This is a genomic window from Halalkalibaculum sp. DA384 (assembly GCF_043951955.1).
Taxonomy (GTDB): Bacteria; Bacteroidota; Rhodothermia; order Balneolales; family Balneolaceae; genus JAMQKA01.
In genome coordinates, this window is record NZ_JBINJE010000027.1 from 12,577 (window position 1) to 27,532 (window position 14,956).

Below are 14,956 nucleotides of genomic sequence, written 5' to 3' on the forward strand. Positions count from 1 at the left end.
GAACCTGCTATTTTGTTGGTAAGTGGTTATACCACCGACCTTGTTGACCTTTAAACGGGAGTACAACTCCCTCAGAACAAGGAATTGAGGGTTTTGCAAAGCCCTTCACAATACGTTTTCGACCTTCCTGTATACTTATAAAGGGACAGCCGTGACTTTTAAAGCAAGTTCTAACCCGCATTCTCACAAGTATTTTGGATGAATTCCTGCAATTTTATGGGTTACAATAACTTATGCCAGTTTTTACTGCCAAATTATCATTACAGTCTGCAAAAGGCTGCGAAATTTGCCCTTCAGCTGCGTTGAAGGACAAATCGCCTACTCAACATACAGAGAGGTACGTCTGCGCGGTCATTTGCCCTTCGCCTTGCTGAAAAACAAATTTCTTGGTGAGAAATCCGGGCTAATTGCCCATATTCTGCAGATATTGGTAAAAGTCGCTGTTTGTCGAGATCACGACCGAGGTCTTCTCATCGAACGTATTGCGATACGCTTCCATCGAGCGGACGAACCTGTATAGCTCCCGTGCCTGCGTACTCTTGTCGTATGCATTGGCATAAACGGCCGCAGCTTCGGCATCCGCCTGACCCCGAATCTCCTCCGCTCTCCGAAACGCTTCTGACTGGATCTGCTTCAGTTCCCGCTCTTTTTCTCCGTTAATACGCGATGCTTCTCCCTGTCCCTCAGAACGGAACTTTTCGGCTATGCGCTGCCGCTCGCTGATCATACGGTCATAGACGGTCTGGCGCACATCCTCTACGTAATTGATCCGTTTAAACCGAAAATCGAGTACGGCCAGTCCCAGGTCGCCGGCCCGCTCATTTGCCAGCTGCTGAATGGTGGTCTGAATAGAATCACGCCCGACCGAAATATCTGCCAGGGAGTCTTCCACCACCTCAGAAATGATTCCCTCCCGGATCGGCTCGCGGTTGGTGGATCGGACCAGCTCCACGAGATCGTGAGAGGCGATGGCGTTGCGGGTTTCCCCATCCAGGATATCATCCAGACGAGATTGAGCACCGCGCTCATCCCGAAGCCGTTTGAAAAACTGGAGTGGATCGGTGATCTGCCAGCGGGCGTATGTATCCACAAAGATAAATTTCTTGTCCTTGGTCGGTATCTGATTCCGATCTCCGTCCCACTCCAGGTAGCGCTTGTCAAAATAGTGTGCCTCGTGGATAAACGGGATCTTCATTTTCATACCGGGTTCCATTTTCACCTCTCCCACTGGTGCCCCAAACTGCGTGATAACCACTTGTTCTGTCTCATCTACAATATAGAAGCCATCCATGGCTACCAGCACAAGGACAGCCAGGATAACTATAATGGATATTTTTGTGATATTTTTCATTGACCTGAAATCTTAGTTATTTCCTGAATTATTTGTATTAGATTCGGATCCACTACCCGCCTGTTGCAAGGGCCGACCCGGAGTGCCGGAGCCGTTCATCTGCATTTGAAGCAGCGGCAACACGCTGTTCCCCTCCTGGTCGGTAACAACTTTATTCCCGATTTTGGGCAGGATTTCCTCCAGCGTTTCCAGGTAGAGGCGCTGCTTGGTGACCTCCGGTGCCTTCATGTATTCTCCGTACAGGTCGTTAAACCGTGCCACCTCTCCCAGAGCCCGGTTCACACGGTTCACCGCGTATCCCTCGGCTTTCTGGATCGTCTCCTCGGCTTGTCCGCGTGCGCGGGGAATCACTCGATTATAAGCCGATTTCGCCTCATTAATAAGCGTTTCGCGCTGCTGCTGGGCCTCGTTCACTTCATTGAATGAGGGCTTCACGCGTTCAGGAGGGTTGACATCCTGCAGCACCAGCTGCTCCACTTTAATGCCGGTTTCGTACTCGTCACAAATCGCCTGGATCAACATTTGGCCCTGGTTGGCAACCTCGGCGCGTCCTACCGTCAGCACTTCATTCACGGTGCGGTCGCCCACAATCTGGCGTATGGCTGCTTCCGAAATATCGCGCAACGTCTGATCCGGATTCCTGACCTTGAACAAAAACTTGTACGGGTCTTCCACGCGGTACTGTACGACCCATTCCACATCCGCCAGGTTCAGATCTCCGGTCAACATCAGCGATTCATCCCGGTATCCCTCTTTCTGGTATGTAGACCGCACTCCAGAGCTGGTGGTGCGATACCCAAACTCGAGCTTGAGCTGGCGTTCCACCGGTACAATCTGGACCTCTTCAGCAAGCGGTATTTTGAAATTGAGTCCCGGATCGGCCGTGCGGGTGAACTCTCCGAACCGCATTACCAGCCCCACCTCTTCTGGGTCAACCGTAAAAAAGGAAGTGAATGCAAGGACAAATGCGACCGCCCCGAGGACAATTAGCCTCAGATGACCGCCTAGATTTTTTATTTGCTCGGGCAATTCGGGCCCCGAATATGTTTTTTCTGCCATCGGTTAGTAGTTAAATTTTGATTTATCATTTGCTGACTCAACGTACGGCCTCAGTTGGTCTGCCTCAAACTTTAAGACAGATAATTGTCGTATCGTCGGCCAGCTGGTAATCACTGAATTTCTGAATCCTGCGTTTGATGTCCAGTGCAATTTCATTGCAGGTTTTCTGGTCTGTATCCAGGGACTCCAGCAGTCCTGCGAGATTCTCATAGCCAAACCGGTTGCCCTCCGGATCAACGGCTTCCGGCAGGCCGTCGGAATAAAAAAGAAGAAAATCACCCGGCTGCAAGTTTGTTTCAAGTGCCTGGTAATCTACCCTGTCGAACAGGCCCAGCGGGTATTTCGGGGCCGGAGTGGTGATGAACTCCGCCCTGCCCTCCCGCTTGATCATCGGGAGACAATGCCCGGCATTTGCAATAGTCAGCTTCCTCATCTCCGGGTCATACTGCGCAATAATACAGGTAATAAATGTCTGTGGATCAGTACGATGATAAAGCGTTGGCGCCACTTCACGCAGGATGGAAGCCGGATGATCATTGGACAAGCGAGAGAGCAGCAACCCGCTGGTAAATACGGCATGCATGGCTGCCTTCATCGCTTTACCTGACACATCCGCGATCGTCATCGTAAGAATCTCGGCTTCGGGCCTGCTATTGCGACCCACGACATAGTCAAAATAATCGCCGCCGACCTCAAAAGAGGGAAGGAAAAAACCATATACATCCACCCCCGGTATTGACGGGGGACGCAGCGGCATCAGCTTAAACTGGCTTTCCCGCGCTATCTCAATCTCTTTTTCTACGCGCAGGTGGTTGGCAATACGTTCCTGGTATTGCGGGATGTAGCCCCCCATCTCGGAAACAGAATTCCCATACCTGAAGGATGCCAGCCCGTACAGGAAAGGGAAGCCGAGTATAAAAAACTGGACCCAGGCAACATAACCGATATCCATGCTCCGGGACCCAACATACGGGAGCGTGAATATCGTAACGGCAAAAATCCACCACCCCGTGGAAACGGTCAATATTCCCGCCCGGTCAAACGCATAAATCAGGACAGGGGCCAGTCCCGTAAACAGGATTACCTCATGCCAGATGGTACCATTTGTACCAAAAAGAGCGGCAGAGCCGGCACACAAAAATCCGAGAAGAATGGCAGCCACAGGATAAAAAATCTTTTTATTCGGAAGCCGCTTCCTCAGAAATCCGACAACAACCCCGATGTGTCCCAGGGCGACCAGCCAGGCGTTGACCCAACCCGACATGTTGATCGTAAGCAGCTTGGGCGAAATACTTGGTTCTGTAAATCCAAACTGGCTGTCATGCTGATAAAAAACCAATCCCATTAGGTAGAGCGCAAGGGACAGTCCGCCCAGCAACACGCCTCCCAGGGCGAAACCCCGGAGCAGTCCATCGCCGGTTTCCCTGAAGAAAAACCGGTATCGCCAGAACGCATCGATCACGTGGAGTTGTTCATCCCCGTTTTCACGAGCAGTGGCCTCCCACCCGATATACGCGAGGGCTCCATACAGTCCGCATACAGCTCCAAATAAAAGGAAATTGAAAAACAGGATGGTAAACATATCATCCGTCAAAAACGGCCTGTGGGTATAAATAAGGAAGAGAATACGCCACAAAAAGATAGCCAATGTAATAGTTACAAATACAAACAGGGCGCGTTTCCACTCTACTTGCCCTTTATTGATATGCTTGATCCCCTTGAAAAATACCAGCACTACCAGCAAGCCGACCGTCAGGTAGAGCACAATATAATATTGACTGTCCGGTGCAAACGGTCTTGCGAACTGTTCCGGTTCGTTTTGATCGGTGGCGGCAAAGGAGATCAAGGAAGCCCCATACCTGATCTGCGTTCCGTATTGCCCGTTCACTTCCCTTATTTTGGGCTGTATCTCCAGTATCAGCCGCTCCGGACCAGCATTTGCCTTTTCTATTATCTGCCAGTGAAATGTGGTATTGCTGCCCACATCGGTTTCCGAAACGTTTGCCGAGTTGTTATCGAATGTCGGTGTTACGTCCGACAAGGAGGTATCCCGGATATCCACGCTTGACAGCCGGTACTCGCTGAGATCATAGGCAAAAATATCAGACACAATCTTTTGTGCCACCCCGAGCAGGGAGTCTCCTGGTACAAATGTGGGATTATCAGTGACAGAATTGGTTGCAGCACGGCGCACTTTTCCTTCATCATCATAACGCAGCTGCAGGTGTCCGGCCCGTTCAAACAGGTCAGACTGTGAAAGGGAAAGCGAAGTTTCCAACTCGTCCAGGCTTGTGGCCACGGTAACGAGCCAGCTACTCAGGAAGGCATCCCGCTCATGAAGCTCGCCGGGGCGGGACAGGCTGTCGCCCAGCGAGTCAGCAAGTATTTCATAATACCCCAGGTGCTGCGTCCGGGTGCTGAGCATATGCAAACTATCGGTGGAAAATCCCAGTTCGCGGGCAAGCTCAGAAGTTCGGCTCTCAACCGTCGCCCGGCTTTCGTGAATAGGGTTCCCGGCATTAAAATCGACGGATGGACGCAAAAGAAAAAACAGTGCATAGCCAACAGCACCGAGGAAGATCCAATATGCCAAACGTTGCCCCATCTGTTCGTACGAGTAATAGTTGATTCTTAGAAACTACAAGCAAAATTTTTTATAAAAACGAAAAGTGACTGAATGCAAAAGGTCTTTGCAAATCACCCTTCATGAATAAGAACCTGATGACGTGATTTGACCTGTGCGAATAGAGACTACGACTTTTAATTCATTTTGTTACTTTATTTTTGAGAAAGGGCTGCCAGTTGACGAATATTTCGACATAACAACAGGTACTTCTTGCCCACATTTCTCTGTGAGACAAACAGGCTTACGGCTTTGAAACAGCAACGGTTTTGTAGCCCATTTTAAAAAAGTAAGGGCACCCGGTTGCTACCAGTGCCCTTACATATAAACAGAATAAAAATCAGCGGTGGCCGTCAGCCCTCTTTGGCCTCCTCGGCAAAAGATTCAAATACCATTTTCAGGTCTTTAGAAATTTCTTCTTTTGTGCGGCCTTCAATCCTGTGACGGGGTATCATCGCCTTGATGTCGCCATCTTTAAAATAGGCGAATGCCGGGGATGACGGCGGGTATTCGCTGAAATATTCGCGCGCCCGAGCCGTGGCCTCCTTGTCTTGACCGGCAAATACGGTGACCATGTGATCCGGTTTTACATCGCTTTCGTCAAGCGCAATTTTTACTCCGGGCCGCGCATTACCTGCGGCACATCCACAAACCGAGTTGATAACCATCAACATGGTACCTTTGTCATATTCCTTCATTGCGCGATCCACATCATCCGGGGTCTTCAGTTCTTCAATTCCCAGTTCCGTGAGCTCTTCGCGCATCCATGAGGTGTCGGGACCTACTCCAAATCCGAATTGCATAACAGTGTGTACTTTTATTAAAGGGGTGTCTGATTCATTTCAAATATAACAAATATATAAAGAATGTGCGACGCATCTTCAGATACGCCGCACAAATCCTTACCCTTTTGCAGTTGATCTGATCAGGTGGCGTCGTTGTAATATTCGTTCACCTGATCCCAGTTGACAAGATTCCAGAAATTGTTGACATACTTGCCACGCTCGTTTTGGTAGTGCAGATAGTAGGCGTGCTCCCATACGTCAACACCCAGGATAGGGGTTAGCCCATCCATGTACGGGCTGTTCTGGTTGGCCGTTGACAGTACCTGCAGCCCGCCGTCTTCATCGACGCACAGCCAGCCCCATCCGGAACCAAACTGGCCGGTAGCCGCATTGTTGAATTCCTCTTTGAAGTCGTCAAAACTACCGAATTCATCATCGATGGCATCTGCAATGTCACCGGTCGGGTCGCCTCCCCCATTGGGAGAAAGAATCGTCCAGAACAGCTTGTGATTGGCAAATCCGCCACCGTTGTTGATAACAGCCTGGCGTTTTTCTTCTGGTACCTCGTCAATGCGTTCGAGCACTTCTTCTATCGGGAGATCGGCAAATTTATGTCCCTCAAGTGCTGCATTCACCTTGTTGGTGTATCCCTGGTGATGCTTGGTGTGATGAATTTTCATCGTGCGTTCATCAATGTGAGGCTCCAAGGCATCATAATCATACGGAAGATCTGGAAGTTCAAAAGCCATAATAATGTATAAAAATTTTATTTAACGGTTTGTTTAAAATAAATTCCAAACAGACTTAACTCTTTGGCTTGCAACGCACTATTGTGCTATTGCAGGAGCGTGTATATAATCATTTTTTCTGTAAAAATCGTTCCCGAAAGTCTTAACAATGTTTTAATGAAACCGATGCAGCATTGCTTGCTCATTTCTGGTATTTTAACATGAATTTTGAATGTTGTTTTCAGTTAAAAACACAAAGGTATGTCTCACGAATACGATGTAATTATAGTTGGAAGTGGACCTGCAGGTTATTCCTGTGCCATGCAGAGCTCCAAATTTGACAAAAAGGTGCTGGTCGTTGAAGCCCATGACAGCAACCTGGGGGGAACCTGGATCAACCTGGGAACCGTGCCCAGCAAGGCTCTCCGGGAATCGGCCAACACAATCAAAAAATTTGACACGCAGTTCGGAACCAGGGAAACCCGAAAACCGTATGAGCGCTTCCGCATGGAGGACCTGCTGCAATACAAAAATGCAGTATTGGAACAGGAGAATAAAAAGGTAAAGAATGACCTCATCAAAAATGAGGTTGATGTGGCCCGCGGATTCGGCCGTATTGCCGGGGAGCACACCGTAGAGGTCGAAACGCCCATCGGAACCACCGAACGGTACAGCGCAGACCGGATTTTGCTCTGTACCGGAAGCAGCCCTGTCTATCCAACAAGTTTTGAGATCGATCACGATAAAGTGCTGGACTACAAGTCCATTTTCGGCCTTACCCATATTCCCAAGCGCCTGGCGATCATCGGCATCGGCGTGAACGCCCTGGAATATGCGACCACGTTCGCCGCGCTGGGGACGCGGGTGACCATGCTAAGCGAGGACCAGGAGCACCTGACGTTTTTGGATGAGGAGATCCAGGACCACCTGGACCAGGCGCTGGCCGATCAGAGTATTACCATTAAAAAGGGGGTACAGGTTGAAAGTATCGAGTATAACTCCATACGAACCTGTGTAGAGGTCCGTTTTAGAAAACTGCAGGGCGATGACCGATTGCAGGTTATAGAAACCGAGCACGCACTCTACATGGGGGGAAGCAAACCCAACACCGCTGATATCGGGCTGGACAAGGTCCAGATCGAAATCGACGATGAAGGGTATATTCCGGTGGATGATACCTACAAAACAAAAATTGACAGTATCTACGCCGCCGGAGATATCATCGGGTTTCCCCGGCTGGCCTCGGCTTCTTTCACCCAGGGACGTCTCGCCGCCTGCAACATGTTCGACATACCGGCCAAAGACATCCCCCAGCAGATTCCCTTTGGCATCTACACCCTGCCCGAAATGTCGCATATCGGGCTGACCGAGCAGCAAGCTATCGATGAGGGAATAGATGTGACCGTGGGACGCGCCTATTTTAAAAATATTGCCAAAGCGGATATGATGGGCGACCCCAGGGGCATTCTCAAACTTGTCTTCAGCACTGATTCTTTTAAACTACTGGGCGTGCACATACTCGGAGACCAGGCCTGCAACCTTATCCACCTGGGGCAGTCCGTGATGGCTTTTGACGGTGATATCCGCTACTTCATCCGCAACGTCATGAATTATCCCACCCTGAGTGAAGCCTACCGGCGGGCCGCCTTCAACGGAGTCAACCGCGTGTACAAAGCGGGAGTGAAATATAAGAAGATACTCGAAAACGGTGGCTAAGACCGGTGATAAATCGGTCAAAAACAGATTGATAAATAGTGTGAGCCGGCGGTTTATTGATACTGGTATTGAGACTACGGGAATACTCCCATTTTCCGCTCAGTCCTTTGAAATTTTGGGGCGGCAGGCCACCGTATCGGGACCGTGCCGGCCGCCCCACTTCTCTCCTCGGTTGGTCGCTGTGCCATAATATTTTGAGCTGGCGTTCACACCTGCATACCACGGGCGTGTTGAGATACTCCGCGTTATTCCAGTGACCCGATTGATGGGGGGGGGGCAGATCCCGATCCCCGAACGTTTAGAAGACGAACCTTTCACGGCCTGTAATCTGTAAGATTTCGACCCTGAACCTCGTCAGGAGATTTATTCCCAAGCAAGGCGACAGGTTAAGCTCAGTCACCTCACCGCGATATGTGGTTTGTTTCAACTGTGCGTTTGTAAAGCACTCCACCGGACTCAAATACAGGATCCTGCAAAACTGTATCTTTGACGAGCCTCCTGCAAACATACAATGCAATCTCCTTTTGGAGGCATAGACCAGGAGGTGACTTTGCTGTCCCCGGGAATGATCGCTGGTTTTGATATAGTATTCAAAAATTAAATAATTGTTAACATTTACACTTATTCAAGATAATTAATGATGCTAAATGTTATCTTGAATTGATGTAAAACATTCATTCTTAATAAATCAAAGTTGACTATGGAGAGAGGAATATTATCTAAAATGAAGAACGTTTTACTCGTTTGTTTCCTGGTAAATGCGGTCTTGGTAAGCACCCACAAGGGAGAGTTCTGGCCATTCAGTATATTTCCCATGTTTTCGCAAGCGGGCAACCCGTGGTCGCGTGCGATTGTTGAGGAGGTGGATGATCCCGCCAGGGCAGATTTGTGGGATACCAAACCCCTTGCTGATGTAAGCGATCGTGTAGTGCCTCTCAGCGAGCATGGTATTGATGATATCGATTTTGCCAACTTTATATCCAAGACGGAGAAGTGGGATAACGAGCGTATACAAGCGCTTCGAGACCTGTTCCGGGCTGAACGGATGGGGGATATGAAGTGGCTGGCCACCCGGGTTACCGGCTACATGACGGAAGATGATTCGGTTGTCGTTAACGCCATCCCGTTGCTGCTGGTTACAAAAGACACCACATATAAGAATCCAAATCTATTCAAATAGAAGAGGACCCATGTTACGGACTTTCACCAATTCTATTAGCAGAAATCTTTTTGAACCTGAGCACCCCGATTCCCTGGGGACCAAGGTTTATTACCGTCTTTTCGAACTGTTCACAGTGGTCTACTCCATTATCTACGTATGGAAGTGGGGACTTTATACCCAGCGCCTGAGCGATGTGGTTTTACCGCTGGGCCTTGCCCAGTACATCGATGTGGAACTGTTTTTGGGGACCTACTTTCCCCTGGTCAACGCCGGGCTTCTCACCATCTTTGTGATCAGCGCCCTGTTTTTTGACAAGGCCAAATGGCTGTACGGGGTTGCCTTTATATTGCTTCATTTGCAGTATGTGACCCGGTACAGCCAGGGCGAGATTCCCCACAGCCAAAACATGGTCGGGTTCTGTCTTCTGGGCCTGGGAATCGGAAGTGTTTTCTTCAAAGACAGGGAGCACTCATTACATTTCGGGCTCGGTTTTGTCGTCTTTTTCCTGGGACTCGGCTATACCACCGCAGCCTTTTCCAAACTGGTTGCAACCGGAGTTACGTGGGTCGACGGCCATCACCTTTGGCTGTGGATTGCCGAAAAGGGAACCGATGTGCTTTCAGATAAAGGAACATTTCAGTTGAACTGGGTACAGGAGGCAGCGCTTCAAAGTCGCACCGTGGCCACCCTGTTTCTCACGGCAGGACTTTTGACAGAATTTTTCGCTTTCCTGGTCTGGTGGAAACGATACCGAACGCTTATGTTTATCGGCATTATCGGCTTGCACATGGGTATCTATATAACGATGAATATCCTGTTTCTCTCCTACACGATCGGGCTCTGCATCATCGGGCTGCCCTGGCACCGTGTCATTGACCAGGGTTTAAAATATTTTGGAAAAATGAAACAGCGTTCTGTTCAAAGCGAATATCGCTCCCGGTATTAGCAATGCGTATTTATATTTGTAGAGGACTTTGCAAAATCAAAGCCTCAATTCCTCGTTCCGAGGGAGTTGTATTCCCGTTTAAAAGTCAATAAGGCCAATGGTACAACCACCTCCAAACAAATGGCAGGTTCTGCAAAGGGCCCTTATACGTAATGGATAGCCATCGGAAGGCCGGTGGAATCGGTGGGCGGATCTTCCGGCAGCGTCTTTATCGGCTCTTCAAGCGAACGGAGCGCAAACAGCGCCAGCGCCATGGCATCCACGATGTCGTCCTCCTCCACCTGGTTTCGCCGGTATTCCTCCTTGATATCCCGGAAAAAGTCGTCGGCAAATTTGCTCTGCTCCTTCAACAGCCCGAGTCGATGACGCAGCCCTTTTTTGGTCTGTTTTTTTTGCAGAATCGAATTGCCGCCGTTTAACTTCTGAAACAGCAGCTCGGGGTGACTCTCAAATACTTTTCCCCGGAAATCCTCATGTTCCTGCAGCAGGCGATCAACGGAACGGATATTGGGGGTGATATTCCATGCCTGGATGGAAATTTTCTTGCCCGTGGTCTCGTAGCTCTCCATCGAAGCCTCCGCATAAGTGGGCGAGTGGAGCGCCGGCCGGATTGGAGGATCAAATACGCTGGCCTGGTAGTCGGGACCAAGCACCTCGCGCAGCATCTCATCGCATTTTCGGGTATAACTTACATCATTTAGCCCGATCGGGACATCGATGAAGATGCGATCGTATTCCCGAAACGTCTCTTCAAGCTCACTGTCCGACTCCAACAGCCAATAGCCGGCGTGCTCCTCATCCAGACTAATAGCGATCCAGCCCACTTTGCAACCGTCAATTCCTACTGTTTTCAACTTGTAATCCTAGTTTTGTTCTTTAATATCTTCCTGCAGCCGAATGTGTAAATCGTCCAGCTGTTCCGGGTCCACATAATCGGGACTTCCGTCCATCAGGTTTTGAGCCTTCTGGTTTTTGGGAAACGCGATCACATCGCGCAGGCTTTTGCCACCGGAAAGCAGCATCACGATCCGGTCGACCCCAAGCGCGATACCGCCGTGGGGCGGGGCGCCATATTTGAAAGCTTCCAACAGGAAGCCAAACCGTTTTTCAGCTTCTTTATCGTCAATGCCCAGCAGAGCAAACATCTTCTGCTGGAGCTCCCGGTTGTGAATACGGATCGACCCGCCGCCGATCTCATATCCGTTCAGTACGAGATCGTACGCCCGCGAGCTCACCTCGGAGGGGTCCGAATCCATCTTCTCGATATCCGCAGTCTTGGGTGAGGTAAAGGGGTGATGCAGGGCATGATAACGCTGCGAATCTTCATCCCACGCCACCAGCGGAAAGTCAGTCACCCAGAGAAAGTTATACTGCGATTCATCAATCATGCCGTGTTCCCGGCCCATCATAAGGCGAAGTTCGCCCAGCTGCTCGTAGACCGTAGGTTTGGGTCCGGCAAGTATGAGGATCAGATCGCCCATCTCGGCATGCGCCTGGTCAATCATCGTCTGTATCGTCTCATCCTTCAGGAATTTCCCGACACTGCATTTTGTGCCTTCCTCCTCGTTCTGCTTGATATAGACGAGTCCCTTGGAGCCGACCTCGTCCTGCACGCGCTCGGTCAGGCGGTCGAGGGCTCCACGGCCCATCGTACCCTGGCCCGGCACCTTGATGCCCAGCACGCCGCCACCGCTCTCAACTGTTTTGGAGAATACCCTGAATTCCGACTCTCTCACCAGTTCCGAATAATCCACAAACTCCATCCCGAACCGGGTGTCCGGCTTGTCAGTTCCGTAGGTTTTAATCGCCTCTTCATAGGTCATACGGGGAAACGGGGCGGAAATATCTTGTTCCACCGTATCCTTCATCAACTTCTGCATCAGCCCCTCGGTGGTATGCATGATCTCATCTTCATCCACAAACGACATCTCCACGTCAATCTGTGTAAACTCGGGCTGGCGATCGGCCCGCAGGTCTTCATCCCGGAAACATTTCACAATCTGGAAATAGCGGTCATATCCCGATACCATCAGGAGCTGCTTGTACGTCTGGGGACTCTGCGGCAGGGCAAAAAACTTTCCCGGGTTCACCCGGCTGGGCACCAGGTAGTCGCGGGCGCCTTCGGGAGTACTTTTCATTAAGAAGGGGGTCTCCACCTCCGCGAAATCCCGGTTGTGGAAATAGGTGCGAATCGAATGATACGCATCCGAACGCAGCATCATATTTTGTTGCACCTCATTGCGGCGCAGATCCAGGTAACGGTATTTCAAGCGCAGCTCTTCCCCGGTCTCCAGGTTATCTTTAATCTCAAAAGGTGGAGTTTCCGATTCAGAATAGATCCTGACCTCATCCACAAACACTTCAATATTGCCGGTGCCTATATCGGGATTCACCGTCTCTTCCGAGCGTTTTTCCACGCGCCCCTTGATTCCCAGCACATACTCATTCCGGATCTCTTCTGCAATGGCATGGACATCTCCGGCCTCTTCCTTGAACACGATTTGGGTAATCCCATAGCGATCGCGCAGGTCAATGAAAATAACCCCGCCCAGGTCGCGCCGCGCAGAAACCCAACCGTTCAATATTACCTGGTCTCCGATGTTCTGCTCGGAAAGTTCACCGCAGGTGTGCGTACGTTTCAAACTCATAAACTATTGTTCAATGTTTCTTTTTCCAGTTAAAAGGCTGAAAATAAGTAATATGGCAACCAATCGCCTAACGATTATACAAAGAATATCGGAGGCCGGGCAACACAGGAAGAACCGTCGGGGGAAGACCCTCTTCATCGGTTTCAGGCAGCAAAAGAATGATCGTTGCCCCATCAACGTTTGGTTATGTTATAATCATTTAATTTGCAGAACTAGCGCTTTTCCATTTGCTTAAGTGAGTGAAATAATTACCTTGAATTATATAGATGATTCATCATCTCTTTTTTTTAAGTGATGAACTAGAGGGTCGACAAACCAGGCGGGGTGTACTACATGCAACAGATAGATGTTGTGGTTGCTGATGACCACGAAATTCTTCGATTTGGAGTGACAAAATATCTAGCCTCAGCAGAAGATATCAATATCGTCGGTGAGGCTTCTACGGGAGATGAATGCATTAAACTTTTTAGAGAGCACTCTGCGGATGTATGCGTGCTGGATATAAGCATGCCTGAAAAGGATGGAATTGAAACAGCAAAAGAACTACGCAATATTGATTCCGAGGTAAAAATCCTGATTCTCTCCATGCATATTGACAAAGATATCCTTGACAAGGTGCTTGAGGCCGATATCAACGGCTACCTGCTGAAAAATGCCGAAAAGTCGGACCTGCTGCAGGCGATTCGTTCGGTAATGAAAGGGCAGCAAGTGTTCAGCGACCCCATCTCCAAATTGATTACCAACTCGTACCTCAACAAACCGAATGAACAGCCGCAGGAGCTGGATATCAACATTACGAAACGGGAGCACGAAATTTTGACATTGATCGTCGAGGGGTATACCAGCCAGGAGATCGCAGATCAGTTGTATATCAGTCCACGAACCGTTGACACCCATCGATTTAACCTGATGCAGAAGTTGGAAATTAAAAACACCGCCGGCCTGGTTCGCTTCGCCCTGCAGAACAATCTTGTTCCCTCTGAGTAGCAGAGAACTGTTTTTTTACATAAATACGTAATTTTACGTATCCAAAATACGGCCTTTTATCTATTGATGCGTGTCGCTGTGTAGATTATGTTAGTAGTGCAAATGGGGTAATAGCCGTCTGTAGATGATATTTAGCAGTCCATCCTTGATTGGAGGGCTGCTAATTTTTTTGTACCTGCCTTAAAACGAGGAATACAAGCTTTCAATTTGCTCCACTCGCAGGGCTTGGTTCTCGATTCAATAGTTAGGGCTGTTCGATATCCAGCCACAACAACTTGAGTGAACGCATCGCGGCTGCCATCTCTTTCAACCTAATTCCGGTGTCGGAGTACAAACTTTCACGTACCAAATTACGCCTTTTTTTCGATTGATGACCTTTCCAATTGCATGTATGTTCGTATACACAACTAGGATACTGATCGCCTGTAGATGACATTTAGCAGCCACTCTTGACCGGGGGGCTGCTAATTCTATGCACGCCCTGCAAAACTCCTCACCCATCCCATCGTGGATATCCATAGTAGAAGTATCGGCCCCTTCAACAAAGTAAAATGATTATAAGTAATTAATTAAAAAACAGATATTTAATCATAATAACTTATACTATTAATTCCTTTTGGATATCTAAAATTATTACTTCATTTATTTATAAAACTCTTTTTACATACATAGTTTTACGTATATAAATTTACGATTTTTTATCTATTGATGGGTCCCCATCTGCCGATTATGTTAGGAGTGCAAATGGGGTAATAGCCGTCTGTAGATGATATTTAGCAGTCGTCCTTGATTGGAGGGCTGCTAATTTTTTTTATGTCTCCCGGAACAAATCAACTTGCTATCGTTAGGACAACTGCCTATTCCACTTCCCGGGAAACCGGTCAAATGAGAAAAACCATCTTGCCCCGTGATTCCCGCAAATAAATGGCAAGTAGCAGATATTCCCATTTC

The 14,956-nt window shown here is 49.0% G+C and carries 11 protein-coding genes; 4 read left to right on the top strand and 7 right to left on the bottom strand.

Annotated elements, in window-relative coordinates; genetic code table 11:
* Positions 1–403 precede the first annotated feature (403 nt).
* The 5 genes from hflC to ACG2E4_RS14045 form a co-directional block, all read right to left on the bottom strand.
* Positions 404–1,351 carry a protease modulator HflC gene (gene hflC / locus ACG2E4_RS14025; protein WP_395276935.1) on the bottom strand — a complete coding sequence of 316 codons (948 nt, stop codon included), beginning with the start codon at positions 1,349–1,351 and terminating at the stop codon, positions 404–406.
* A gap of 12 nt (positions 1,352–1,363) precedes the next feature.
* The gene (gene hflK / locus ACG2E4_RS14030; RefSeq protein WP_395276936.1) at positions 1,364–2,410 is read right to left on the bottom strand and encodes an FtsH protease activity modulator HflK; all 1,047 of its coding nucleotides are present in this window, start codon (positions 2,408–2,410) and stop codon (positions 1,364–1,366) included.
* Between the two features lie 64 nt (positions 2,411–2,474).
* The gene (locus ACG2E4_RS14035; RefSeq protein WP_395276937.1) at positions 2,475–5,003 is read right to left on the bottom strand and encodes a PP2C family protein-serine/threonine phosphatase; all 2,529 of its coding nucleotides are present in this window, start codon (positions 5,001–5,003) and stop codon (positions 2,475–2,477) included.
* 383 nt (positions 5,004–5,386) lie between these two features.
* Positions 5,387–5,836: a BrxA/BrxB family bacilliredoxin gene (locus ACG2E4_RS14040; protein ID WP_395261597.1), complete on the bottom strand. Its 450-nt coding sequence runs from the start codon at positions 5,834–5,836 to the stop codon at positions 5,387–5,389.
* A 122-nt stretch (positions 5,837–5,958) separates the two neighbouring features.
* A complete protein-coding gene (locus tag ACG2E4_RS14045) occupies positions 5,959–6,567 on the bottom strand; it encodes a superoxide dismutase (RefSeq protein ID WP_395261596.1) in 609 nt (202 codons plus the stop codon).
* Positions 6,568–6,807: 240 nt separating this feature from the next.
* On the opposite strand from ACG2E4_RS14045, the gene sthA reads away from it, so the two are divergent.
* From sthA to ACG2E4_RS14060, 3 genes are all read left to right on the top strand, one after another.
* Complete coding sequence (sthA, locus tag ACG2E4_RS14050; protein ID WP_395261595.1) at positions 6,808–8,262, top strand: Si-specific NAD(P)(+) transhydrogenase; 1,455 nt, start codon at positions 6,808–6,810, stop codon at positions 8,260–8,262.
* Positions 8,263–8,986: 724 nt separating this feature from the next.
* Positions 8,987–9,442 carry a hypothetical protein gene (locus ACG2E4_RS14055; protein WP_395261594.1) on the top strand — a complete coding sequence of 152 codons (456 nt, stop codon included), beginning with the start codon at positions 8,987–8,989 and terminating at the stop codon, positions 9,440–9,442.
* Between the two features lie 10 nt (positions 9,443–9,452).
* On the top strand, positions 9,453–10,370 hold the full coding sequence (locus tag ACG2E4_RS14060) for a hypothetical protein (RefSeq protein WP_395261593.1): 918 nt from the start codon (positions 9,453–9,455) through the stop codon (positions 10,368–10,370).
* A 143-nt stretch (positions 10,371–10,513) separates the two neighbouring features.
* Here ACG2E4_RS14060 and ACG2E4_RS14065 read toward each other — a convergent pair whose 3' ends face one another.
* Positions 10,514–11,224 (bottom strand): DUF429 domain-containing protein, encoded by a 711-nt coding sequence (locus tag ACG2E4_RS14065; RefSeq protein WP_395261592.1) that lies wholly within the window; start codon positions 11,222–11,224, stop codon positions 10,514–10,516.
* Between the two features lie 9 nt (positions 11,225–11,233).
* On the bottom strand, positions 11,234–13,018 hold the full coding sequence (aspS, locus tag ACG2E4_RS14070; RefSeq protein WP_395276938.1) for an aspartate--tRNA ligase: 1,785 nt from the start codon (positions 13,016–13,018) through the stop codon (positions 11,234–11,236).
* A 333-nt stretch (positions 13,019–13,351) separates the two neighbouring features.
* Here aspS and ACG2E4_RS14075 point away from each other — a divergent pair, with 333 nt between their 5' ends.
* Entirely contained in the window at positions 13,352–14,005 is a 654-nt protein-coding gene (locus ACG2E4_RS14075; protein ID WP_395261590.1) for a response regulator, read from the top strand.
* Positions 14,006–14,956: the final 951 nt, after the last annotated feature.

What these genes read in the sequence shown, in the direction of transcription:
- hflC (WP_395276935.1), bottom strand. Translation starts at nt 1,351, where the DNA reads ATGAAAAATATCACAAAAATATCCATTATAGTTATCCTGGCTGTCCTT.
- hflK (WP_395276936.1), bottom strand. Translation starts at nt 2,410, where the DNA reads ATGGCAGAAAAAACATATTCGGGGCCCGAATTGCCCGAGCAAATAAAA.
- ACG2E4_RS14040 (WP_395261597.1), bottom strand. Translation starts at nt 5,836, where the DNA reads ATGCAATTCGGATTTGGAGTAGGTCCCGACACCTCATGGATGCGCGAA.
- ACG2E4_RS14045 (WP_395261596.1), bottom strand. Translation starts at nt 6,567, where the DNA reads ATGGCTTTTGAACTTCCAGATCTTCCGTATGATTATGATGCCTTGGAG.
- sthA (WP_395261595.1), top strand. Translation starts at nt 6,808, where the DNA reads ATGTCTCACGAATACGATGTAATTATAGTTGGAAGTGGACCTGCAGGT.
- ACG2E4_RS14055 (WP_395261594.1), top strand. Translation starts at nt 8,987, where the DNA reads ATGAAGAACGTTTTACTCGTTTGTTTCCTGGTAAATGCGGTCTTGGTA.
- ACG2E4_RS14060 (WP_395261593.1), top strand. Translation starts at nt 9,453, where the DNA reads ATGTTACGGACTTTCACCAATTCTATTAGCAGAAATCTTTTTGAACCT.
- aspS (WP_395276938.1), bottom strand. Translation starts at nt 13,018, where the DNA reads ATGAGTTTGAAACGTACGCACACCTGCGGTGAACTTTCCGAGCAGAAC.
- ACG2E4_RS14075 (WP_395261590.1), top strand. Translation starts at nt 13,352, where the DNA reads ATGCAACAGATAGATGTTGTGGTTGCTGATGACCACGAAATTCTTCGA.